Below are 22,278 nucleotides of genomic sequence, written 5' to 3' on the forward strand. Positions count from 1 at the left end.
TTGCCCCCGTTTTCAGGTTTCAGTCAAAACAACATAGCGCTTTCGTAACCGGTGAAAAGACTTAAGTGTCCAGAGACTTAAATGCGATCGTCTATTGGACTTTTTGACGAGACGGCGCCGATTTCCAAGAGAATGCTTTTCCCCTAATGTTCATAGTGGCCGCATGATTTTGCGGCGGGCGAGGAGCAATGCTTTCAGGCTGGGTCATATTCGTTTCGGCTTTCGCCTATGTGCTGCTGCTGTTTGCGGTGGCAAGCTATGGCGACCGGCGAAGCCGCGTTTTCGGCGTGCCGAAAAACGGCAGGCCTGTCGTCTATGCGCTGAGCCTGGCGATCTATTGCACCTCCTGGACCTATTTCGGCGGCGTCGGGCTTGCCTCGCAGAAGGGGCTGGAATTCACCGGCATCTATATCGGGCCGATCCTCGCCTTCACGCTCGGCATGCCGCTGCTTCGGCGCATCATCGATCTGGCCAAGGCGGAGAAGCTGACCTCGGTCGCCGATTTCGTCGCGGCGCGTTACGGCAAGAATTCGACTGTGGCGATGATCGTCGCTGTCATCGCGCTGGTCGGCGCCATTCCCTATATCGCGCTGCAGCTCAAGGCCGTTTCCAGCTCCGTCACGGCGATGGTCAATCCGTCGGATTACGGCATCGGCAGCGGCAATCTCTATTTCCTCGACCTGCCGCTGATCGTCACGCTGATGATGGCGTGTTTTGCGGTGATCTTCGGCACGCGTCATACGGATGCCACCGAACACCAGGACGGTCTCATCCTCGCGGTGGCGATGGAATCGGTGGTCAAGCTGCTCGCCTTCGTAACGGTCGGGTTTTCGGTCTTCTTCATCATGTTCGATGGCCCCTCCGACCTGTTCGAAAAGGCGTCGCAGAACATGCTGGTCGGTTCGGCGCTCGCCTACGAGACGCCGCTCAGCCGCTGGGTTATCCTCACCATCCTTTCGGCCTTCGCCATCATCCTGTTGCCGCGACAGTTCCATGTCACCGTCGTCGAGAACCGCACGGCGAAGGAGCGGCGCGTCGCGGGCGCGCTACTGCCTCTCTACCTGATCGCCATCAACATCTTCGTCTTGCCTGTGGCACTTGCCGGGCTGATCAAATTCGGCGGCGTCGGTGACGCCGATATCTACGTGCTGACGCTGCCGCTGGCCGAAGAGCTGAAGGTCGTGTCGCTGATCGCCTTCATCGGCGGCTTCTCGGCGGCGACGGCGATGGTCATCGTCGAGTCGGTGGCGCTGTCGATCATGGTGTCGAACGACATCATCATCCCGATCTTCCTGCGTCAGCGGCTGATGGCGGCGCGCTCCGGCCAGCGCAACGATTTTACCCGCACGCTGCTGCATATCCGCCGCGTGGCGATCTTCGGCGTGCTGATGCTGGGCTACGCCTATTACCGCATGGCCGACAGCCAGTCGGGCCTTGCCTCGATCGGCCTCTTGGCCTTCGCGGCCATTGCGCAGGTCGCTCCCGCCCTGCTCGGCGGGCTGATCTGGCGGCGAGCGAATGCGCGCGGCGCGATCCTCGGCATGAGCTTCGGTTTCATCGCCTGGGCCTATATGCTGTTCGTGCCGAGCCTTGGCGGGCCGGACAATTCGCATGTCGCGGCAGCCGTCCTGAACTTCCTCTTCCCCGGCACCGGCATCTTTTCCGGGCCGCATACGGATCCGCTGGTCAACGCAACGATCTTCAGCCTGACGCTGAATATCATCGCTTTCGTGCTCGGCTCGCTGTCGCGCAATCCGCGACCGGTCGAGCGCATCCAGGCCGGCATTTTCGTCAAGCGGCACCTGCGCTCGCAGTTTGCCACCCGCGGCTGGAAGACCCGTGTCGCGGTCGGAGACCTGAAGGCGGCGATCGCCCGTTATCTCGGCGAAGAACGGATGCGGCGCTCCTTCTCCAACTACGAGCGCACCGCCGGCCGCACATTCAGCGACGAACAGCCGGCCGACATGGCGATGATCCATTTTTCCGAACAGCTGCTCGGCAGCGCGATCGGCTCCTCTTCGGCACGGCTCGTATTATCGCTGATAATGCAGAAGGCGGAGGATACCAGCGCAGATACCGCCTGGCTGCTCGACCAGGCGAGTGAGGCGCTTCAATATAACCAAGACATGCTGCAAAGCGCGCTTTCGCAGATGGACCAGGGAATCGCCGTATTCGACAGTTCCGAACGGCTGACCATCTGGAACCGGCGTTTTCGCAACCTTCTCAACCTGCCCGAACAGGTGGGTCAGGTCGGTTATCCGCTCTCCGACATTGTCGGCATCCTCGCCGACCGCGGCGATATCGCCGATGCGGACCATGCAGCGGTCGTGCGGCAGTTCCATACGCTGGACGCCCCTTTCTCACTTGTCCTCCATGGCGGCGAGCGGATCATCGAAGTGCGTTCCAACGCCATGCCCGACCGCGGCATCGTCGCGACCTTTACAGATATTTCCGAGCGCGTCGCCGCCGACATGGCACTGAAACAGGCGAACGAAACACTGGAACAGCGCGTCGGCGAGCGCACCGCGGAGCTTACCCGCGTCAACCGGGAGCTGGCCGAAGCCCAGGCCTCCGCCGACGAGGCCAATATCGGTAAGACGCGCTTTTTCGCTGCCGCCGGGCACGACATCCTGCAGCCGTTGAATGCCGCCCGGCTTTATTCCTCGGCGCTGGTCGAACGCCTCGGGGCTTCGGATAACAACAGCGCGCTGGTCAGCAATATCGATTCCGCTCTGGAATCGGTCGAAGCGATCCTCGGCGCCGTGCTCGACATCTCTCGCCTCGATACCGGCGCGATGAAACCGCGCTTGAGCTCCGTGCCGCTCAACGATCTTCTGAAGCGTATCGAGACCGACTATGCGCCGATGGCGCGCGAAAAAGACTTGAAATTCGTGGTGATGCCGACCTCGCTCACCGTGCGCTCGGATGCGAACCTTTTGCGCCGCCTCGTCCAGAACCTCGTGTCCAACGCGATCAAATATACGATCGACGGCAAGGTTCTGGTCGGTGCCCGCCGCAAGGGCGATCAGGTGGTGATCGAGGTGTTCGATTCCGGCATCGGCATTCCACCCTCAAAATTCCGCACCGTCTTCAAGGAATTCGCCCGGCTGGACGAAGGCGCCAAGACCGCCGCCGGGCTCGGGCTGGGCTTATCCATCGTCGATCGCATCTCGCGTGTCCTGAACCATCCCGTCCAGCTCAACTCGGCGCCCGGACGCGGCACGCGTTTCAAGGTGCAGATGCCGCTCGATCTTTCGCTGCCGCAGTCGGCGCGCACGACCGGCGAACCGGAACGCCGCAAACGCTCGCAGCCGCTGAACGGATTGCGCGTTCTGTGCGTCGACAACGAGCCGCGCATCCTGGAAGGCATGGCCGTATTAATCGGCGGCTGGGGCTGCACGGTCACTCAAGCGGATTCGATCGCCGCCATAGACGGGATCGCTGGGCGTGAGCCCCTACCGGAAATCGTCATTGCCGATTACCATCTCGACGACGGCAACGGCATCGAGGCGATCCTCAAGCTGCGCCAGAAATACCAGTCGCATATTCCCGCACTGATCATCACCGCCGACCGCACGCCGGAAGTGCGAGCAGAAGCCGAGCGGCACGATATCGGCGTCCAGCACAAGCCGGTGAAGCCGGCGGCCATGCGCGCCTACCTCACACAGGTTGCAGGCTTGAAGCGTGTCGCGGCCGAATAGGTAGCATGCTTATCACTTTCCGGTTATCCCGCCGTTCATCTACGAGTCATCACGGACAGTTTACGTTCTGTGTTGTCTAAACGGCATAAGAAGGTTGTGTTCACCACTTCTCTGGCGGAACCGTCCGGCTTCTACCAACGTTTAGGCGCGTGACTTCCTGGCCCGAAGAGGCCTTACGGACCGACGGGCTCCCACCATCGGAACCGGCAGAGACGGAGACCGCGACCGATGAAACGCTTTGATATTATTGACGGAATGCGCGGATATTTCCTCGTGTTCATGGTTCTCAACCATCTCATCTTCGCCGGCGGTTATTTCCTGGTGAAGATCAACCACAACCAGCTCGCCTTCGTGGAGGACGCCCAGGGCTTCGTGTTCCTGTCCGGCCTGTTGATCGGCATGGTCTATGCGAAGAAGATGCTGAAGAACGGCTATGCGGCTGGCCGCACGGCAATCTACAACCGTGCCTTCGAGCTTTATCGTTATGCGATGGGGATCGTACTGGTTGTACTGGTTGCACAGATGCTTTTGCCGGGCGCCTATACGATCTGGTTCAACTGGCTTGGTTACACGAACTTCGACGATCCGCTGCGCCTCGCCGCGATCGCTACCTTCTTCTACCAGCCGACCTTCATGGACATCCTGCCGCAATATATCGTCTACATGCTCTTCGCGCCGATGCTGGTGAAGCTGGTGATCGACGACAAGTGGCACTATGTCATCGCCGGTTCTGTTATGGTCTGGATGGCCGCGCAGCTCGGTCTGCAGCAGATCGCCACGACGCCGATCAACGACATGATCATGGGCGCCGACGACCAGGGCATCCGAGCCTCGTTCAACCTGTTCGGCTGGCAGATCGTGTTCTATTCGGGCCTGGTGCTCGGCGCGCTGACGTCTGCCGGCAAGATCAAGTGGAGCAATATCCTGTCGCCGGAAAACACCTTCATTCCGAAGGCCGCCCTGGTGCTGGTTATGTTCTTCCTGCCGCTGCGCCTGATCACCGCGCATGAATTGATGCCGCCGCATATGGTCGGCAAGTTCGCCTCGATGGAAATCCGCGCCGATTTCGGCCCGGTCTATCTCCTGAACTTCGCCGCCGTGGCGCTGCTGATCACCTGGCTGCTGGTTGCCGGTCCAAAGCACGAGGCGCCCTGGGTCCGCAAGATCGCCGCCGGCATCACCTGGGTCTTCTCGATCCGCTACCTGCAGCTTCTCGGCCGCCACTCGCTGTATGTCTATGTATGGCACGTCGCGATCGTCTATTTCGTCTACTATTTCGACGGCCGTTCGCCGGAACTGAACGAGCTGACCAAGACGGCGATTGCGCTGGTCTCGGTTGCGCTCCTCTCCATCCCGGCCCTGTGGCGCGAACGCGAAAAATTCTTCGGCGTGCCTGCCACGGCGACGGTGAAGAGCCAGAGCCCGCAGCCGAAACAGAATGCTCCGCAGCAGATGGTCATTAGGTAAGGCAGCCATCAGGCAGAGATGCTTTTTGAGGCGGCAGCAATGCCGCCTCTTCTTGTGAAGGGCATGCCATTTGACAGACAGTATCCGGCTGATAACGTGTCGTCGTAAATGAACTTACAAAGGTCACTTACGACATGCGATTGGCGGTACTTGCCCTGGACGGGATTTTCGACACCGGTTTGACTGCCCTTCTCGATACGTTTTCGACGGCAAATGAACTGGCCTCCATTCAGGGCTCAAGCCGACCGCTGTTCCATGTTCAGGTCGTCGGCATACGGCCTCAAGTCCGAACGGCACTCGGTCTGACGATGGAGGTCGAACCTCCAGACACGCTGCGGAAACCGGACTGGCTGGTCGTGCCGGCTCTCAACGCCAAACAGCCGGCCCAGTTGCTGGAAGCGTTGAAACGCGACGACGTCATTGCAGCCATGGCGCAGCTTCGCACATGGCGCTCCGAGGGAATCGGTCTGGCGGGGGCTTGCATCGGAACCTTCCTGCTAGCCGAAGCCGGACTGCTGGACGGGTTGGAAGCGACGACAACGTGGTCACTCTCTCCCCTGTTTCGTCAGCGTTATCCCGACGTGCGGCTGGATGAATCGCGGATGATCGTGCCGGCAGAGCAGACGGTTACCGCCGGCGCGGCGATGGGGCATCTCGACCTCGCTCTTTGGCTGATGCGGCAGGCGAGCCCAGAAATGGCAGCACTGGTGGCGCGGCTGATGCTGATCGACAAGCGGCCCTCCCAGGCGCAATACATCATTCCGGACTTCCTGGCCCATGCCGACCCCTTGATCGAGCGGTTCGAACGCTGGGCGCGCGAACATCTGGCAACGGGTTTCTCGCTGCAGGGTGCCGCCAAAGCGCTCTCGGTGACCCCGCGCACCCTGCAGCGCCGAACGGAGGCCGTACTCGGCAAATCGCCGCTGGCCTTCTTCCAGGATATGCGAGTGGAGCGGGCGCAGCATCTTGTCTCGATCGGGCAAGACATCGAGAAAATCGCCAGCGAAGTTGGTTATGCCGAGCCGGCAACGCTCAGAAACCTTCTCAAGCGCCATACCGGCCGCACCGTAAAGGAATTGAGGGCCGAACTTCAGTAGGTACCGGCGACGACAGATTGTCGTAAACGATTACCGGAAAGTCAGAAACGACAATATTTCCGATCGATCCCTCCACTTAGGTTGCTCTTGTCGAAAACGACAGCAAACCTTTTACGGAGACCAGTCATGAAAATCCTCGCCATCGGAACGTTGAAGCCACTCACCCAGGAACAGTCGGACCGGATTTTTCCGAACGAAGTGCCAGCAACCCTGAAGCTTTATCTGGACGGCAAGATCGAACAGTTCTGGCTGCGCGACGAAATGAAGGGGGCTGTTTTCCTACTCAATGTTGAATCCATCGCGGAAGCGGAAAAACTGCTTGGAGCGCTGCCGTTCACGGCCGAGAACCTGCATACGTTCGATCTTCTGCCGGTCGGCCCGTTGCTGCCGCTCGGTTTCCTGATCCAGTAAGCTATGCTCCGCCATCTCTGATCGGCACACCGGCCGGACGGAGATGGCGGGATCAACCGGCCCAGGATATCAGGTCACAGCCCCGACCTGCCACGGCACGAATTCGTTGTCGCCGTAGTCGTAGATTTCGCTCAGCGTCTTCTTGCCGGAAGCCGTGGCGATTACGTCCTCAAAAATGCGCTCACCCGACTGCTCGATCGTCTCCTCGCCGGTGACGATACCGCCGCAGTTCAGGTCCATGTCCTCCTTCATGTGCTCGTACATTTCGGAGTTTGTGGCGATCTTGATGCAGGGCGCCGGTTTGAAACCGGAGACCGAACCGCGGCCGGTGGTGAAACAGATGACGTTGCAGCCGCCCGCCACCTGGCCGGTGACCGCGACCGGATCGTAACCGGGCGTATCCATGAACACGAAGCCGGGTTCGGTGACCGTTTCGGCAAACTCGTAGACGGCCTTCAACGGCATAGAGCCGCCCTTGGCGACCGCCCCGAGTGACTTCTCGAGGATCGTAGTCAGGCCGCCGAGCTTGTTGCCGTGCGAGGGATTGTTGTTCAGCTCATCGCCGTTGCGGGCGGTGTAATCCCGCCACCAATCGATCCGCTGCAGGAGTTTTTGTGCGACATCCGGCGTGATTGCACGGCGGGTCAGCAGATGTTCGGCGCCATAAATTTCCGGCGTTTCAGAAAGCACGGTCGTGCCGCCGTTGCGGACGATGAGGTCCGAGGCATAACCCAGCGCCGGGTTTGCCGAGATGCCGGAATAACCGTCCGAACCGCCACACTCGAGCGCCAGCTTCAGCTTCGAGAGCGGCTGCGGCGTACGGACAGCAGCATTCACGGTCGGCAGCATTTCCTTGATGATGGAGATCGCCGCATCGATCGTCTTCTTAGTGCCGCCGTGCTGCTGGATGTTCATGGTGCGAAGGCGGTCGCCTTCTTCCATGCGGTAATGTTCGAGGATAGGGGCGATCTGGTTGGTCTCGCAACCGAGACCGATCATCAGGATGCCGCCGAAATTCGGGTGTTTGGCATAACCCTGGATGGTGCGGATCAGCAGGCGGTAACCTTCCGACTTGGTATTCAGCGCGCAGCCGCCGCCATGGGTGAGCGCCACGACGCCATCGATATTCGAAAAACCGTCGAGCCCACCCAGCCGGTTGAAATAATCGGCGATGTAGCGCGACACCGTGGCGGAACAGTTCACCGAGGAAATGACGCCGATATAGTTGCGCGTGCCGGCGCCGCCATGACCGCGATCGAAGCCTAAGAAAGTGCGCCGCTCGGCAAGCGGCAACATGCCCTTTTCCTCGATATCGACGCTGAACTGGTGTTCGTGCTCGGAGGGCAGCATGGCGAGGTTGTGCAGATGAACATGGCCACCGGCGGGAATGTCTTGCGTTGCAACGCCGATCACCTGGCCGTATTTCTTCACTTCGGTTCCGGCGGGGATTGCCCGGATTGCCACCTTGTGGCCGCGGCCGATCAGCTCGCGCGCCGTCAGCTCGCCATAACCGGTCAGGCCACCGGCCTGCATGGACTTTCGTGCCACGCCGACATCGTCGATCGGATTGAGAATGATGATGGGTGAAGCTGCAAAGTCCATGATGTTTCCTCCCCGAAACGCCGCGCCGGATTATCGCGTCTCGTAATTCATCCAGCGCTGTTTCGACTCCTCCAGATGCGCATGCATTCGTGTTTGTGCAAGCAGCGGGTTACGCGCTTCGAGCGCGGCAAAAATGGTCTCATGCTCGGCCAGAGCAGAGGTCCAGGTCTCGGGCGTCTCGAACCGGGTGCGGATCTGCGCCGACATGGGGCTATGTCGTTCGTCGAACAGGTCGCCGACGATATGGGCCAGAACCGAATTGCCGGACTGGTTGGCGATGGTCAGATGGAACAGCCGGTCGAGATCGAGCGGCTTACGGCTCTCGGTGATTTCGGTGCGCATCTGGTCCAGTACCTGGCGCAGCGATTTCAGGAAATCCGGCGTTACCCGCGCGGCGGCGAGCAGAATAACCGCGCCTTCAACGGTTGCTCGGGCCTGCATCAGTTCCAGAGGGCTTTCGCCCATCGAGCCCGACTGCCACTGACGGCGATCCGGCTCGGCGGTGACGTAAATGCCCGAACCCATGCGGATTTCGACGCTGCCGTCGATTTCGAGCGCAATCAGCGCCTCGCGCAAGGACGGCCTCGAAACGCCGAGTTGCTGGGCGAGTTCGCGCTCTGCCGGCAGGCGTGCGCCGGGCACCAGCTGGCCGCCCTGGATCAGGCCCCGGATCTGGTCGGCCACCTGCTGATAAAGCCGCCGCGGTTCGGCCGCCTTGATCGAATTGTTCATGGATTGGTCAGCGCCTCAAGAATGTGGCCTTACCATATCATGGTCATATTGGAGAGCAAGATGTAAATCATATGGCTGAAATATAAGGCCTTTCCTCTGGACCTGGGCGCGAATTCCGGACTTCCACCGACCTGCCGCGACAGGCCCAGAAAAATTGGCTTGACCAGTTTCCGGCTCAGGTTTACGGATTGGTCAGGCCAGCGGGAGGAGCTGCGGGCCGGATGGGCCAACTTGCCCGGGGAGGATCTGATGCAAAGCCGTTCGGCCGAGACCAGCCAGTCTGCGCATGGCGCTGCCATGACGACAGGCCGTGGCGTGCCGGCTGCAGGCAATGAGCCGCTTCTGCGCCTCGACAATATCTCCAAGGAATTTCCGGGCGTAAAAGCACTCTCCAACGTGCATTTCGACCTCAATCGCGGCGAAGTGCATGCGGTCTGCGGCGAGAATGGCGCCGGCAAATCGACCCTGATGAAAATCGTCAGCGGCGTTTACCAGCCGAGCGCCGGGACGATCTCCTACAAGGGCGAGGAACGGCAGTTCGCCTCGACGCGCGAATCCGAAGCCGCCGGCATCGCCATCATCCACCAGGAACTCAATCTCATTCCGCATCTCTCGGTGGCGGAAAACATATATCTCGCCCGCGAGCCGCGCTTCGGCCTCGGCGGCTTCCTTGTCGACCGCAAGAAACTGCGGGCCGATGCCAAACGCTGTCTCGACCGGCTCGGCGTCGATATCAGCCCGGATCGCCCCGTGCGCGGGCTTTCCGTCGCGCAGTGCCAGATGGTCGAGATCGCCAAGGCACTTTCGCTCGAGGCGCAGGTGCTCATTATGGACGAGCCGACCTCCTCGCTGACCGAGCAGGAGACCGGGAAGCTCTTCAAGGTGATCCGCGACCTCAAGGCTTCCGGCGTCGGCATCGTCTATATCTCGCACCGGCTGGACGAAATGGCCGAGATCGTCGACCGCGTCACCGTGCTGCGCGACGGGCGATATATCTCGACCGACAATTTTGCCGAGACCAGCATCGACCAGATCGTCTCGCGCATGGTCGGCCGTTCGCTGGAGGAGAAGTTTCCGGACCGCACGTCGAGCCCAAGCGACGAGGTCATCCTGTCCGCCGAAGGGCTTTCGCGTGGCCATGTTTTCCGCAACGTGTCGTTCACGCTCCGTCGGGGAGAAATCCTCGGCTTTGCCGGGTTGATGGGCGCCGGCCGCACCGAAGTCGCTCGTGCCATTTTCGGCGCCGATCCGCTGGATGCCGGCACCGTGACGCTGCACGGGCAGACCCTTTCGATCTCCTCGCCGCGCGATGCGATCGCCGCCGGCATCGCCTATCTTTCCGAAGACCGGAAGGCGCAGGGGCTGGCGATCAAGATGCCGGTCGATGCCAATATGACGCTCGCCAATATGGAGGCCGTGTCGAACCGGTTCGGGCTGATCGACTTCGCCAAGCACGCCAAGGCCGCCAAGGATTATGTCGATCTGCTCAATGTCCGCACGCCGTCGCTGAAACAGCCGGTGCGGCTGCTCTCCGGCGGCAACCAGCAGAAGATCATCATCGGCAAATGGCTGTTCCGCCAGTCGAAGGTTCTGTTCTTCGACGAGCCGACGCGCGGCATCGATGTCGGCGCCAAGCTCGCCATCTACAGGATCATGGACGAACTGGCCGCAAACGGCATCGGCGTCGTGCTGATCAGTTCCGAACTGCCGGAAATCCTCGGCATGACGGATCGCGTCGCGGTCTTCCATCAGGGCCGTATCACTGGCGTGCTCGAGACCAAGAAAACGACCCAGGAAGAAATCATGCGATACGCCTCGGGCTATGGTCCGGCCGGCGCAGCGAGGACTATGCATGGCTGAGATCACCGACGTCTCCAAACAGAAGAGCGGTGCGCTCAGCGACCGGAAAAAGGATATCATCCAGAAATTCGCGGCGCTCGGCAGCCTGTTCATGCTGATCGCCGTGTTTTCGGCCACCAGCAGCGCCTTCTTCACCATCGACAACGGCATGACTGTCGCCCTGCAGGTCACCTCGATCGCCTTTCTCGGCATCGGCGCCACCTGCGTGATCATCACCGGCGGCATCGATCTGTCGGTCGGTTCGGTCCTGGCGCTGGCCGGCGTGGTCGCGGCGCTGGCGGTCAAGGATTACGGCATGCCGGTCTGGCTCGGCATGATCGTCGGCATCCTCACCGGCTCCGTCTGCGGCTTCATCAACGGGCTGATGGTAACTAAGCTAAAGCTGCCGCCGTTCATCGCCACGCTCGGCATGATGATGATCGCGCGCGGCGTGGCGCTGCAGATCACCGGCGCGCGGGCCGTCTCCGGTCTTGGCGAATCCTTCGGCGAACTCGGCAACGGCTCGTTGTTCCGCATCGTCAATATCGGCGACGACGGCTTTCCGACCGTGGTTTTCCCCGGCATCCCCTACCCGGTCATCCTGATGGTGCTCATCGCGCTCGCCGTGTCCTACATGCTGAACCGTTCGGTGCTCGGCCGGCATATCTATGCGGTCGGCTCAAATGCGGATGCGGCGCGGCTTTCGGGCGTCAATGTCAGCCGCATCGTCAATTTCACCTATGTGCTGTCCGGCACGCTCGCGGGACTCACCGGCTGCGTGCTGATGTCGCGCCTCGTCACCGCCCAGCCGAACGAGGGCGTAATGTACGAACTCGATGCGATCGCTAGCGCCGTCATCGGCGGCACCTCGCTGATCGGCGGTGTCGGCACGATTTCCGGCACGGCGATCGGCGCCTTCGTGATCGGCATCCTGCGAAACGGCCTGAACATGAACGGCGTTTCCGCCTTCACCCAGCAGATCATCATCGGCCTCGTCATTCTGGTCACCGTCTGGATCGACCAGCTGCGTAATCGCCGCTGAGGACAGGCACGCGGCCTTTATCCGCGAAAACTCTACGGGCGCAGAGGAGAGCGCCCATAAAACCGGCCGATCAGGCCACCAGAGGAGGAAGACATGAAGAAGCTTGCTGCCGCGCTGCTGACAACCGCAATCGCGCTTACCGCATTTTCTGCCCAGGCGGGTGAAATCGCCGTCATCGTGAAGACCGTCAACTCGACCTTCTGGCAGAACGTCCAGAAGGGAGCCGATGCCGCCATCAAGTCGGACGGCAAGGGCAACACGATGACCTTCCAGGGTCCGGCCGCCGAATCCGCCATTGCCGACCAGGTCAACATGGTCGAAAACGCCGTCAACCGTAAGGTTTCGGCTATCGTGCTCGCCCCGTCCGATCCGGACGCGCTGGTGCCGGCCGTCAAGAAGGCCTGGGAAGCGCGTATCCCTGTCGTGATCATCGATTCCATGCTCGCCAAGGGCGCGGAGCAGTATTACCAGTCCTTCCTCGCCACCGACAACAAGAAGGCCGGTGAACTGGCCGCCAAGGCGCTGATCGACAAGGTCGGCAAGGATGGCAAGATCGCCGTGATGTCCTACGTCGCAGGCGCCGGCTCCGAAATCGGCCGCGTCGGCGGTTTCACCGATTACATCAAGGCCAATTCCAAACTCACGATCGTCGGCCCGTTCTACTCGCAGTCGCAGATGGCGACGGCGTTGAACCAGACTACCGACGTTCTGGCCGCCAATTCGGACCTCAAGGGCATTTTCGGCGCAAATGAGCCGACCGCGATCGGCATGGGCCGCGCGCTGAAACAGTCCGGCAAGGCCGGCAAGGTCGTCGCCATCGGCTTCGACGGCAACCAGGACCTGCAGGAATTCGTCAAGGACGGCACGCTCGGCGCCATCGCTGTGCAGGGCTCGTTCCAGATGGGCGAACTCGGCGTCAAGACCGTTCTGAAGATCATGAACAAGGACAAGGTCGAGAAGTTCGTCGATACCGGCGTCGTCGTCGTGACGAAGGACAATATCGACAAGCCGGAAGCCAAGAACGTACTGTACTAAAAATATCCTCCAGCGGGCGCGCATCGAAAATGGCGCGCGCCCGCGCCCTCCATATTCCAGGGATTTTCCGATGAGTGTCGCCGACCGCCGCAAGCTTCCCCATGCCGATGTCGAACTGACCCTGGTGGGTCTCGGCTGCGCGCAGATGGGCAACCTGTACCGCCGCACCTCCTATGAGGAATGCGCCGGCGCGTTCAATGCGGCATGGGATGCGGGCGTCCGTTATTACGACACAGCCCCTTTCTACGGTTACACCCGCTCGGAACGCCGGCTTGGAACGATGCTGACCGACAAGCCGCGCGGCGACTACGTGCTCTCCACCAAGGTCGGCCGAGTCATGGTGCCGGACGAGACGGTGGGCGCCGAAGAGGACAGCTATCTCGACCCGCTGCCCTTCCGGCCGAAATACGATTATTCCTATGACGGCATCATGCGGTCCTTCGAGGCCAGCCAGCAGCGGCTCGGCATCTTGAAGCCCGATATCCTCTATATCCACGATATCGGCAGCATGACGCACGGCGACAAACACCAGCACTACTGGCAGCAATTGACGACCGGCGGCGGCTTCAAGGCGCTGGGCGAGTTGCGCTCGCAGGGCCTGACCAAGGCAATCGGACTCGGCGTCAACGAATGGGAAATCGTCGCCGACGCGATGCAGGTCTTCGATATCGACTGCGCCATGTTGGCCGGCCGTTATACGCTGCTCGAACAGAAGAGCCTCGCCTTTTTGGACGAATGCGCGGCAAAGGGCGTCGGCATCGTCGTCGCCGGCCCATTCAATTCCGGCCTGCTCGCCGGAAACCGCAAGTTCAATTATCAGGATGCGCCGGCTGAAATCCTCGCCCAGCTCGACACGCTAAACGAAGCCTGCGCGGCGGAAGGCGTCTCTATCCAGGCCGCCGCGTTGCAATTCCCGCTCGCCCACAAGGCCGTCGTTACGGTCGTTTCCGGCGCCCGCACCGGCGAGCAGATCACTTCCAACGTCAAATGGTTCTCGGAAAAGATCCCGGCCTCCTTTTGGGAGACGCTCAAGGCCAAGGGCCTGATTGCTGACGGAGCCCCGATCCCCGGCGCGGGAGCCTGATCAATGCGGATCGACGCGCATCAGCATTTCTGGCGGATCGCCGACCGGGTAGGCCAATGGCCGCCGGCTGAGCTTGCCGCCATTCACCGGGATTTCCTGCCCGACGACATGCGGCCGCTTCTAACCGATGCGAGCGTCGATGGCACGGTGCTGGTGCAGACGATGGAGAACGAAGCGGATACCGCCTTCATGCTGGACCTCGCGGACAACACCCCGTTCATTCTCGGCGTGGTCGGCTGGACGGATTTGAAGGCGGCCGATGCGCCGGCCAATATCGCCCGACTGGCACAGCATCCGAAGCTCAAGGGCTTTCGCCCGATGCTGCAGGATATTGCCGACGATCAATGGATCGACGATCCGGCGCTCGATGCTGCAGTCGCCGCGATGATCAAGTACGGGCTCGTTTTCGATGCGCTGGTTCTGCCGCGCCATCTCGATGCCTTGTGGAATTTTGCCCGTCGCCATCCCGACCTGCCGATCGTCATCGATCACGGCGCCAAGCCGCTGATTGCGGAAGGCCGCTTCATCGGCTGGTATGCCCACATGAAGGCGCTGGCTGAACTGCCGAACATCCATTGCAAGCTTTCCGGCCTGCTGACCGAGGCGGGCGACCAGAAACCGCAGGCGGTGCGGCCTTATGCCGAAACCATCTTCGACCTGTTCGGCCCCGAACGGGTGATCTGGGGCAGCGACTGGCCGGTGTTGCGGCTTGCCGGCGACTACCGCGCCTGGCTTGACCAATGCCTCGACATCGTGCCGGTCGACGACCATGCGGATGTCTTCGGCGGCAATGCAAACCGTTTCTATCGGCTCGGAGCGTAAGTTAATGCTAACAATCATCTGCGACGCTCCCGGCAAGCTTTCCGCCATAGATCGGCCCAAGCCGCTTCGCAACGAAGGCGAAGTTCTTGTGAAACTCCGCCGCATCGGCGTCTGCGGCACGGACCTGCATATCTTCACCGGCAACCAGCCCTATCTCTCCTATCCGCGTGTCATGGGCCACGAGCTGGCGGCGACGGTGGAAGAAGCGCCAGCCGGCAGCCGGTTGGAAGCCGGCGATACCGTCTCGATCATGCCCTATATCTCCTGCGGCCACTGCAATGCCTGCCGAAATGGTAAGACCAATTGCTGCCGCAATATCGGCGTGCTCGGCGTCCACCGTGATGGCGGCATGACCGAATATCTGAGCCTGCCGGAAGAATTCGTGCTGAAGGCCGATGGCCTCTCCGTCGACCAGGCGGCCATGGTGGAATTCCTGGCGATCGGCGCCCATGCGGTGGCCCGTGCGAAAGTCGAGCCCGGCCAGAAGGTGCTGGTAACGGGTGCCGGGCCGATCGGCCTTGCGGTGGCGATTTTCGCGCTGCTCGACGGTGGCGAGGTGACGCTGCTCGACGGCCGCACAGACCGGCTGGATTTCGGGCGCGACCATCTCGGCATCACCTCCACCGTACAGCTCGGCGCCGACGACCAGGACCAGCTTTCGGCCATCACCGGCGGCGATTTCTTCGACGTGGTGTTCGACGCGACCGGTAATCCGAAGGCCATCGAGCGCGGTTTCGGTTTCGTCGCGCATGGCGGCACTTATGTTCTGGTATCGATCGTTTCCAGCGACATCAGTTTTTCCGATCCGGAATTCCACAAGCGCGAGACCACCCTGCTCGGCAGCCGCAATGCGACGCGAACCGATTTCGAACGGGTGATGCAGGCAATGCGCGACGGCAAGATCCCCGCGGCGCTGATCACCCATAGAATGTCGCTCGGCGATGTGCCGGAACGTTTTGCAGGCCTGACCGATCCGGCTGCCGGTGTGGTCAAGGCGCTGATCGAGGTTTGAGGAGAAGACGATGAAACGCATGGGCATGATGATCGGCGTCGCGCCGGGCATGGTGGCGGAATACAAGCGGCTGCACGCTGCCGTCTGGCCGGAAGTGCTCGAGCTCATCACCCGCTGCAACATCCGGAACTACACGATCTTCCTGCGCGAGCCGGAGAACCTGCTGTTCGGCACCTGGGAATATCATGGCACCGATTTCGAAGCCGATATGGCGAAAATGGCGGCCGATCCGAAAAACCAGGAATGGTGGGCCTTCACGATCCCTTGCCAGACGCCGCTCGAAAGCCGCAAGGAAGGCGAGTGGTGGGCGATGATGGAAGAGGTTTTCCACCACGACTAAGGCCCTGCATCAATTCGAGGACATGACATGACGATCAGACTGGATGGAAAAACCGCACTCGTGACCGCCGCCGGCCAGGGCATCGGCCGTGCTGCCGCTCTCGCCTTCGCCGAGGCCGGTGCCAAGGTTTACGCGACCGATATCAACGACACGCTGCTCGCCGCCTTGCCGAAGCTCGACAACCTGACGGCCGGCAAGCTCGACGTGCTGGACGAGGCTGCGGTGAAGGCTTTCGTCGAAAAGATCGGCACGGTCGATATCCTGTTCAACTGCGCCGGTTTCGTGCATGCCGGCTCGATCCTCGACATGCCTGACAGTGATTTCGATTTCGCGCTGGATCTCAACGTCCGCTCGATGATCCGCACCATCCGCGCCGTGCTGCCGGGCATGCTGGCAAAGAAGGATGGCGCGATCGTCAACATGTCCTCCGTCGCTTCCAGTATCAAAGGCGTGCCGAACCGTTTCGCCTATGGCGTCACCAAGGCGGCCGTTCTCGGCCTCACCAAATCCGTCGCCGCCGATTATGTGACGCAGGGTATCCGCTGCAATGCGATTTGCCCCGGCACGGTCGAAAGCCCGTCGCTGCAGGACCGCATGCGCGCACAGGGCGATTACGATACCGCCCGCGCGGCTTTCATTTCCCGCCAGCCGATGGGCCGGCTCGGCACGCCGGAAGAGATTGCCGAACTCGCCGTCTATCTCGCCGGCGCCTCTTATACGTCAGGCCAGGCTTACGCCATCGACGGCGGCTGGACCATCTAAATCCCTTCTGGTTGATACCAAGAGAACACCATGACCCGCATTACCGATCTCCGCGTCTTCGATCTGCGCTTCCCGACCTCGCAAAGCCTTGACGGCTCCGATGCGATGAACCCGGATCCGGACTATTCGGCCGCCTATGTCGTGCTCGATACGGATACGGACGGGCTTACGGGTCATGGTCTCACCTTCACCATCGGTCGTGGCAACGACATCTGCTGCATGGCGATCAAGGCGATGCGGCATCTGGTGGTCGGCCAGGAGTTGGAGGCCTTCGCCGAGGCTCCCGGCAAGTTCTGGCGGCACCTGACCGGAGACAGCCAGTTGCGCTGGATCGGCCCGGACAAAGGCGCCATGCACCTCGCCACCGGCGCGGTCGTCAACGCTTTCTTTGATCTCTATGCCAAGCAAGAAGGCAAGCCGGTCTGGCAGCTCGTCTCCGAACTGCCGGCCGAGAAGATCGCCGATATCGTCGATTATCGCTACCTGACCGATGTTCTCTCCCGCGAAGATGCGCTGGCGATCCTGAAAAAGGCCGAGGCCGGCAAGGCGGAGCGCATCGAGGTACTGAAACGGGAGGGTTATGCCTGCTATACGACTTCGGCCGGCTGGCTGGGTTATCCGGAAGAAAAGCTCCGTCGTCTCTGCAAGGAGGCGGTCGATGCGGGCTTCAACCATGTGAAGATGAAGGTCGGCCGCGATCTGGAAGACGATATCCGCCGGCTGACCATTGCCCGCGAGGTGATCGGCCCGGATCGTTACCTGATGATCGACGCCAACCAGGTCTGGGAAGTCGGCCAGGCGATCGACTGGGTAAAGAAACTCGCCTTCGCCAAGCCCTTCTTCATCGAGGAGCCGACCAGCCCGGACGATATCGCGGGCCATCGCAAGATCCGCGAGGCGATCGGCCCGGTCAAGGTCGCAACCGGCGAGATGTGCCAGAACCGCATCATGTTCAAACAGTTCATCGCCGAGGGCGCGATCGATATCGTGCAGATCGATTCATGCCGCATGGGCGGACTGAACGAGGTGCTGGCCGTGCTGCTGGTGGCCGCGAAATACGATCTCCCTGTCTGGCCGCATGCCGGCGGTGTGGGGTTGTGCGAATATGTGCAGCATCTCTCGATGATCGATTATCTGGCGGTTTCCGGCACCAAGGAAGGCCGGGTGATCGAATATGTCGACCACCTGCATGAGCATTTCGTCGACCCATGCGTGATCAAGAATGCGGCGTATATGCCGCCGAGCATGCCGGGGTTCTCAATCGAGATGAAGCCGCAGTCGATTGAGGACTATACGTTTCGGGGGTGAGGCACGGTCGGCATGACCAATGAGACGATCCGGTGGATCGTTTAGAGTGTCAAACGCCTTGAGCTAAAGCGAAGGGCTGGAGCAGCGTGCCCCTCATCCGCCTGCCGGCACCTTCTCCCCGCTTGCGGAGAGAGGGAGGTATGCCGCGCCGTATGCAGCTCTCTCCGACGCCGCGTGGGGCACGTCCCCTCTCCCCGCAAGCGGGTAGAGGGTTAGGGTGAGGGGCAAAGCTCCAGCCAGAGACCCAAACTCCGGCATCAACCAGCAACTATTTTCCCAATCTCCGCATTCACCCGCGCACGCCATGCGCTATTCTCCACGAGAGCCTGCGGGAAAAGCCCCGGCATCGCAAAGAACGGCGCCGACGGATCACCCTCTGTCATCTTCGCAGCCGCCGCCTTCAGCTCCGTCGCTCGCGGATCGTTGATCTCGGCGGTCTTCCGCACATAGGCGATCCACAGCGCCACAACGTAAGCCGCCGATGACGCATCGCCGCCTTTTTCCAGCGTTTCAACCGCCCCCGCAAAAACGCGCTGCGGCAGTTTCTGCGTGGCGTCCATGGCGATCTGCTGGGTCTTGTGGGCGATGGTCGGGTTTTCGAAACGCTCGATCAACTGGTCCATGTAGTGATCGAGATCGATACCCGGCACCGGATCGAGCGTCTTCACCGCCTCCGCCATATGCCGGCGGATGAGCGTCACATATTCCGGCACGCGCATGACGTCGCGCACGAATTCCAGCCCCTTCAGCTGGCCGAGATAGGCGATCAGCGAATGGGAGCCGTTGAGCAGCCGCAGTTTCATCTTCTCGTAGGGCTCGACATCGCTGACGAAGAGCGCGCCGGCGGTTTCCCAGGCCGGGCGGCCAGAGATGAAGTGATCCTCGATCACCCATTGCATGAAGGGCTCGGTCTCCAGCGATTGCCGGTCCTCGACACCCAGCAGCTTGTCGGCACGAACGCGTGCCTCTTCGGTCGCGGCGGGCACTATGCGGTCGACCATGCTGGAGGGGAAGGCGCCCTGCCCGGAAATCCAGTTGGCGAGCGCCGGATCACGCGCGCCTGCCATCTCGATCACCAGCCGGCGGACGATGCGGCCATTGGTAGGCAGGTTGTCGCAGCAGAGCACGGTGAAGGGCGCAAGGCCGGCGGCATGACGGTGCGACAGGCCCTCGACGATATAACCGATCACGCCGACCGGCATCGCCGGATTGGCGAGATCGGCCGCGACGGAGGGATGATTGCGGTCCAGCCCGCCGGAGACCGGATCGAGCCCATAGGCCTTTTCGCTGACGGTCATGGTGACGATCTTCGTCGCAGGATCCGCCAGCAGGCTTAAAATCTCGTCGCGGTTTTCGGTGCCGGACAGGCTCTTCACAATCGAACCGATGACCCGAACGCTATCGCCGGCGCCATTGCGGGTAACGACGGAATAAAGCCCGTCCTGCGCCCTCAAGTCATGGACGATATCGACCGAGCGTAAGCTGACGCCGACAATGCCCCAGTCGCCGAACACCTTCCCCAACGCCTCGTCGGTATAAACCGCCTGATGCGCCCGGTGGAAGGCCCCAAGCCCGATATGCACGATGCCGGGCTTCAGCGCTGCCCGATCATAAGCGGGCCTGGCGATATCGGCGGACAGTTGGGTGGAAGCGGAAAGACGCGGCATTTCATCAACAATGCCCGACACTTCACCGGACATTCTCCCGTTTTCGAAACTGCCAAAGTGATAGCCTTCCGAAGCATTACGGGTCAACGGTATACTTCGGACAAAGCCATTCGGCATCTCGAAACCCGAGAGGATGTGACATAGGTTACTCCTCATCAAAAAGACCGCATCACCCGATGGGATGCGACGATGGGGAGAGAGAACATGACGGCGCCACATCCTTCCAAGACGCATATCGGCAATCACCGGCTTCATCCCGAAACGCTGATGCTGAATTACGGTTACGATCCGGAGCTTTCCGAAGGGGCCGTGAAGCCGCCGGTGTTTCTCACCTCCACTTTCGTGTTCAAGTCGGCCGAGGAAGGGCGCGACTTCTTCGATTTCGTTTCCGGCCGCAAGGAGCCGCCGGCGGGCACGGCGGCGGGGCTGGTCTATTCCCGCTTCAACCACCCGAACAGCGAGATCGTCGAGGACCGGATGGCGGTCTACGAACAGACGGAAAGCTGCGCGCTGTTTTCCTCCGGCATGTCGGCGATCGCCACGACGCTGATGGCCTTCGTGCGCCCCGGCGACAGCGTGTTGCACAGCCAACCGCTCTACGGCGGCACGGAAACGCTGCTGGCCAAAACCTTCCTCAATTTCGGCGTCGCGGCGGTCGGTTTCGCCGATGGCGTCAACGAGGCGACTGTGATGGCGGCGGCACAAGAGGCGATGGCCAAGGGCCGCGTCTCGGTCATCCTCATCGAGACGCCCGCCAACCCGACCAACAGCCTGGTCGACGTGGCGCTGATGCGGAAGGTGGCGGATGCGATCGGCGCAAAACAGGGCCACACGCCGATCATCGCCTGCGACAACACGCTGCTCGGCCCGGTCTTCCAGCGGCCGATCGGACATGGAGCGGATATCTCGCTCTATTCGCTCACCAAATATGTCGGCGGCCATTCGGACCTGATCGCCGGCGCGGCGCTCGGCTCCAAGGCCGTGATGAAACAGGTGAAGGCGTTGCGCGGGGCGATCGGCACGCAGCTCGATCCGCATTCCTGCTGGATGCTCGGCCGCAGCCTCGAAACGCTTGCGATCCGCATGGAAAGGGCGAATGCCAATGCGGGTGCCGTGGCCGAATTCCTGCGCAGCCATCCAAGCGTCGAGAAGCTGCATTTCCTGCCGTTTCTCGATCCTCAATCGCCGGTCGGAAAGGTTTTTGCCCGCCAGTGCTCGGGCGGCGGTTCGACCTTTTCCTTCGATATCAAGGGCGGCCAGCCGGCTTCGTTCCGTTTCCTCAATGCGCTGTCGATCTTCAAGCTGGCGGTGAGCCTCGGCGGCACGGAATCGCTCGCCAGCCACCCGGCCACCATGACGCATTCCGGCGTGCCTGCCGATGTGCGCCAGAGGATCGGCGTGCTGGATAGTACCATCCGCCTGTCGATCGGCATCGAACACCCGGATGACCTGATCGCGGATCTGACGATGGCTTTGGACAGGGCTTGAGGAGGCAGGTGGGTGCGGCATATGTCCTTCTCCCCGTCAAAACGGGGAGAAGATGCCGGCAGGCGGATGTGGGGCAAAACGCAACCGCGCCTACCACTCCCTCACTCCGTCCGCATCCCGCCTTCCGTCGTATTTCGGCTCATCGTCTTCCATCCTGCCCTCGATCTGCCGCATGCAGGTCAGAACCTCCGCATGGCGTTCGCCATCCGGGCCGACACAGGGCGGGAAGGCGGGATCCAGCCCGGTTCGCCGCTATATTGCGCCTCCGTGAGAAAGCCCTTGGAGGCCCTTGCGCGGTGACAGGGGGAAAGATTGCAGGTTTTCCAGAAGCCCATGTACGACGTGACGTGCTGAAAGAATTTCTGGAATTCGTGGGATTGCTGGCGCGGTGACAAGACGTTGAACTCACCCCGGGTCAGTCCGGGCAGATAAGGCTCGTTATCAGCTTCTTCCATGATGCGGCGGCATTCCTCTTCTCTCCTGGCCATTCTGTTCTTCTCCTCGCTCTCTCTCCGTTACATCTCCGATGGCATGCACCGGCGTTCACGCGGCCGGTTTCGGCTCCGTGTTCACGACTGATTTTATTTTTCCCGGCAAACCGGGCCTCAATTCCTCATCCGGAGAGTCCACACGAATTCGGAACCTCAGATAGATTTTAGTTTATGGCACCGCATTCGCGTGGCCTTCGGCGTTCTCTCGGGGCTTCCGGCCCCTACAGGTGATTGCCTCGCCTTCTCTTCACGCAAGGTTTCCCTTAACGCTTGTACGGCTCAAACCGAACCCGACCTGGCGGCCAAGGGCATGCTTGATAGGAGTGCCCGCCCTTTCGGACGCACGCTCCATGGCTTTCACCTCTTCCACCTTTCCCG

18 protein-coding genes are annotated in these 22,278 nt (G+C 61.3%); 14 read left to right on the forward strand and 4 right to left on the reverse strand.

Features of this window, described 5'->3' with window-relative positions:
* Nucleotides 1–188 precede the first annotated feature (188 nt).
* From KX729_RS31500 to KX729_RS31515, 4 genes are all read left to right on the forward strand, one after another.
* Nucleotides 189–3,701, forward strand: a complete 3,513-nt coding sequence (locus tag KX729_RS31500) for a PAS domain-containing hybrid sensor histidine kinase/response regulator (RefSeq protein ID WP_219746398.1) — start codon at nucleotides 189–191, stop codon at nucleotides 3,699–3,701.
* Between the two features lie 228 nt (nucleotides 3,702–3,929).
* Nucleotides 3,930–5,168, forward strand: a complete 1,239-nt coding sequence (locus KX729_RS31505) for an OpgC family protein (RefSeq protein WP_219746399.1) — start codon at nucleotides 3,930–3,932, stop codon at nucleotides 5,166–5,168.
* 134 nt (nucleotides 5,169–5,302) lie between these two features.
* Entirely contained in the window at nucleotides 5,303–6,265 is a 963-nt protein-coding gene (locus tag KX729_RS31510) for a GlxA family transcriptional regulator (RefSeq protein ID WP_219746400.1), read from the forward strand.
* Between the two features lie 126 nt (nucleotides 6,266–6,391).
* Complete coding sequence (locus tag KX729_RS31515) at nucleotides 6,392–6,676, forward strand: hypothetical protein (protein ID WP_219746401.1); 285 nt, start codon at nucleotides 6,392–6,394, stop codon at nucleotides 6,674–6,676.
* A 69-nt stretch (nucleotides 6,677–6,745) separates the two neighbouring features.
* Here the strand turns inward: KX729_RS31515 and KX729_RS31520 are convergent, their stop codons facing one another.
* Together KX729_RS31520 and KX729_RS31525 are read right to left on the reverse strand one after the other, a co-directional pair.
* Nucleotides 6,746–8,278 carry a D-arabinonate dehydratase gene (locus KX729_RS31520; protein WP_219746402.1) on the reverse strand — a complete coding sequence of 511 codons (1,533 nt, stop codon included), beginning with the start codon at nucleotides 8,276–8,278 and terminating at the stop codon, nucleotides 6,746–6,748.
* Between the two features lie 30 nt (nucleotides 8,279–8,308).
* On the reverse strand, nucleotides 8,309–9,010 hold the full coding sequence (locus KX729_RS31525) for a FadR/GntR family transcriptional regulator (protein ID WP_219746403.1): 702 nt from the start codon (nucleotides 9,008–9,010) through the stop codon (nucleotides 8,309–8,311).
* Nucleotides 9,011–9,307: 297 nt separating this feature from the next.
* Here KX729_RS31525 and KX729_RS31530 point away from each other — a divergent pair, with 297 nt between their 5' ends.
* The 9 genes from KX729_RS31530 (at nucleotide 9,308) to KX729_RS31570 (ending at nucleotide 18,254) form a co-directional block, all read left to right on the forward strand.
* Nucleotides 9,308–10,870: a sugar ABC transporter ATP-binding protein gene (locus KX729_RS31530; RefSeq protein WP_246618020.1), complete on the forward strand. Its 1,563-nt coding sequence runs from the start codon at nucleotides 9,308–9,310 to the stop codon at nucleotides 10,868–10,870.
* The gene (locus KX729_RS31535; protein WP_219746405.1) at nucleotides 10,863–11,891 is read left to right on the forward strand and encodes an ABC transporter permease; all 1,029 of its coding nucleotides are present in this window, start codon (nucleotides 10,863–10,865) and stop codon (nucleotides 11,889–11,891) included. Before KX729_RS31530 ends, KX729_RS31535 begins: the two co-directional genes overlap by 8 nt.
* Nucleotides 11,892–11,984: 93 nt before the next feature.
* Nucleotides 11,985–12,926, forward strand: coding sequence for an ABC transporter substrate-binding protein (locus KX729_RS31540; protein WP_219746406.1), 942 nt, complete (start codon nucleotides 11,985–11,987; stop codon nucleotides 12,924–12,926).
* Nucleotides 12,927–12,996: 70 nt separating this feature from the next.
* Entirely contained in the window at nucleotides 12,997–14,010 is a 1,014-nt protein-coding gene (locus tag KX729_RS31545; RefSeq protein WP_219746407.1) for an aldo/keto reductase, read from the forward strand.
* Nucleotides 14,011–14,013: 3 nt separating this feature from the next.
* On the forward strand, nucleotides 14,014–14,832 hold the full coding sequence (locus KX729_RS31550) for an amidohydrolase family protein (protein WP_219746408.1): 819 nt from the start codon (nucleotides 14,014–14,016) through the stop codon (nucleotides 14,830–14,832).
* Between the two features lie 4 nt (nucleotides 14,833–14,836).
* Nucleotides 14,837–15,844 carry a zinc-binding alcohol dehydrogenase family protein gene (locus KX729_RS31555; RefSeq protein WP_219746409.1) on the forward strand — a complete coding sequence of 336 codons (1,008 nt, stop codon included), beginning with the start codon at nucleotides 14,837–14,839 and terminating at the stop codon, nucleotides 15,842–15,844.
* A 10-nt stretch (nucleotides 15,845–15,854) separates the two neighbouring features.
* Complete coding sequence (locus tag KX729_RS31560) at nucleotides 15,855–16,184, forward strand: L-rhamnose mutarotase (protein ID WP_219746410.1); 330 nt, start codon at nucleotides 15,855–15,857, stop codon at nucleotides 16,182–16,184.
* A 27-nt stretch (nucleotides 16,185–16,211) separates the two neighbouring features.
* Entirely contained in the window at nucleotides 16,212–16,946 is a 735-nt protein-coding gene (locus tag KX729_RS31565) for an SDR family oxidoreductase (RefSeq protein ID WP_219746411.1), read from the forward strand.
* Nucleotides 16,947–16,976: 30 nt separating this feature from the next.
* Nucleotides 16,977–18,254 (forward strand): L-fuconate dehydratase, encoded by a 1,278-nt coding sequence (locus KX729_RS31570; protein ID WP_219746412.1) that lies wholly within the window; start codon nucleotides 16,977–16,979, stop codon nucleotides 18,252–18,254.
* Nucleotides 18,255–18,511: 257 nt separating this feature from the next.
* On the opposite strand, the gene KX729_RS31575 is transcribed toward KX729_RS31570, so the two are convergent.
* Nucleotides 18,512–19,954, reverse strand: a complete 1,443-nt coding sequence (locus tag KX729_RS31575) for a mannitol dehydrogenase family protein (protein ID WP_246618019.1) — start codon at nucleotides 19,952–19,954, stop codon at nucleotides 18,512–18,514.
* Nucleotides 19,955–20,125: 171 nt separating this feature from the next.
* Between KX729_RS31575 and KX729_RS31580 the strand changes: the two genes are divergently transcribed.
* Nucleotides 20,126–21,409, forward strand: a complete 1,284-nt coding sequence (locus KX729_RS31580; protein WP_219746413.1) for a cystathionine gamma-synthase family protein — start codon at nucleotides 20,126–20,128, stop codon at nucleotides 21,407–21,409.
* A 179-nt stretch (nucleotides 21,410–21,588) separates the two neighbouring features.
* Here KX729_RS31580 and KX729_RS31585 read toward each other — a convergent pair whose 3' ends face one another.
* Nucleotides 21,589–21,897, reverse strand: a complete 309-nt coding sequence (locus tag KX729_RS31585) for a hypothetical protein (protein ID WP_219746414.1) — start codon at nucleotides 21,895–21,897, stop codon at nucleotides 21,589–21,591.
* Nucleotides 21,898–22,278 lie beyond the last annotated feature (381 nt).

It is taken from the genome of Neorhizobium populisoli, assembly GCF_019430945.1.
GTDB lineage: Bacteria > Pseudomonadota > Alphaproteobacteria > Rhizobiales > Rhizobiaceae > Neorhizobium > Neorhizobium populisoli.

Excerpts from the sequence above, each read along its gene's own strand:
- KX729_RS31585 (WP_219746414.1), bottom strand. The coding sequence starts at position 21,897 with ATGGCCAGGAGAGAAGAGGAATGCCGCCGCATCATGGAAGAAGCTGAT.
- KX729_RS31570 (WP_219746412.1), top strand. The coding sequence starts at position 16,977 with ATGACCCGCATTACCGATCTCCGCGTCTTCGATCTGCGCTTCCCGACC.
- KX729_RS31560 (WP_219746410.1), top strand. The coding sequence starts at position 15,855 with ATGAAACGCATGGGCATGATGATCGGCGTCGCGCCGGGCATGGTGGCG.
- KX729_RS31580 (WP_219746413.1), top strand. The coding sequence starts at position 20,126 with ATGACGGCGCCACATCCTTCCAAGACGCATATCGGCAATCACCGGCTT.
- KX729_RS31510 (WP_219746400.1), top strand. The coding sequence starts at position 5,303 with ATGCGATTGGCGGTACTTGCCCTGGACGGGATTTTCGACACCGGTTTG.
- KX729_RS31555 (WP_219746409.1), top strand. The coding sequence starts at position 14,837 with ATGCTAACAATCATCTGCGACGCTCCCGGCAAGCTTTCCGCCATAGAT.
- KX729_RS31520 (WP_219746402.1), bottom strand. The coding sequence starts at position 8,278 with ATGGACTTTGCAGCTTCACCCATCATCATTCTCAATCCGATCGACGAT.
- KX729_RS31540 (WP_219746406.1), top strand. The coding sequence starts at position 11,985 with ATGAAGAAGCTTGCTGCCGCGCTGCTGACAACCGCAATCGCGCTTACC.
- KX729_RS31500 (WP_219746398.1), top strand. The coding sequence starts at position 189 with ATGCTTTCAGGCTGGGTCATATTCGTTTCGGCTTTCGCCTATGTGCTG.
- KX729_RS31505 (WP_219746399.1), top strand. The coding sequence starts at position 3,930 with ATGAAACGCTTTGATATTATTGACGGAATGCGCGGATATTTCCTCGTG.
- KX729_RS31575 (WP_246618019.1), bottom strand. The coding sequence starts at position 19,954 with ATGTCCGGTGAAGTGTCGGGCATTGTTGATGAAATGCCGCGTCTTTCC.
- KX729_RS31515 (WP_219746401.1), top strand. The coding sequence starts at position 6,392 with ATGAAAATCCTCGCCATCGGAACGTTGAAGCCACTCACCCAGGAACAG.
- KX729_RS31550 (WP_219746408.1), top strand. The coding sequence starts at position 14,014 with ATGCGGATCGACGCGCATCAGCATTTCTGGCGGATCGCCGACCGGGTA.
- KX729_RS31525 (WP_219746403.1), bottom strand. The coding sequence starts at position 9,010 with ATGAACAATTCGATCAAGGCGGCCGAACCGCGGCGGCTTTATCAGCAG.
- KX729_RS31530 (WP_246618020.1), top strand. The coding sequence starts at position 9,308 with ATGACGACAGGCCGTGGCGTGCCGGCTGCAGGCAATGAGCCGCTTCTG.
- KX729_RS31565 (WP_219746411.1), top strand. The coding sequence starts at position 16,212 with ATGACGATCAGACTGGATGGAAAAACCGCACTCGTGACCGCCGCCGGC.
- KX729_RS31545 (WP_219746407.1), top strand. The coding sequence starts at position 12,997 with ATGAGTGTCGCCGACCGCCGCAAGCTTCCCCATGCCGATGTCGAACTG.
- KX729_RS31535 (WP_219746405.1), top strand. The coding sequence starts at position 10,863 with ATGGCTGAGATCACCGACGTCTCCAAACAGAAGAGCGGTGCGCTCAGC.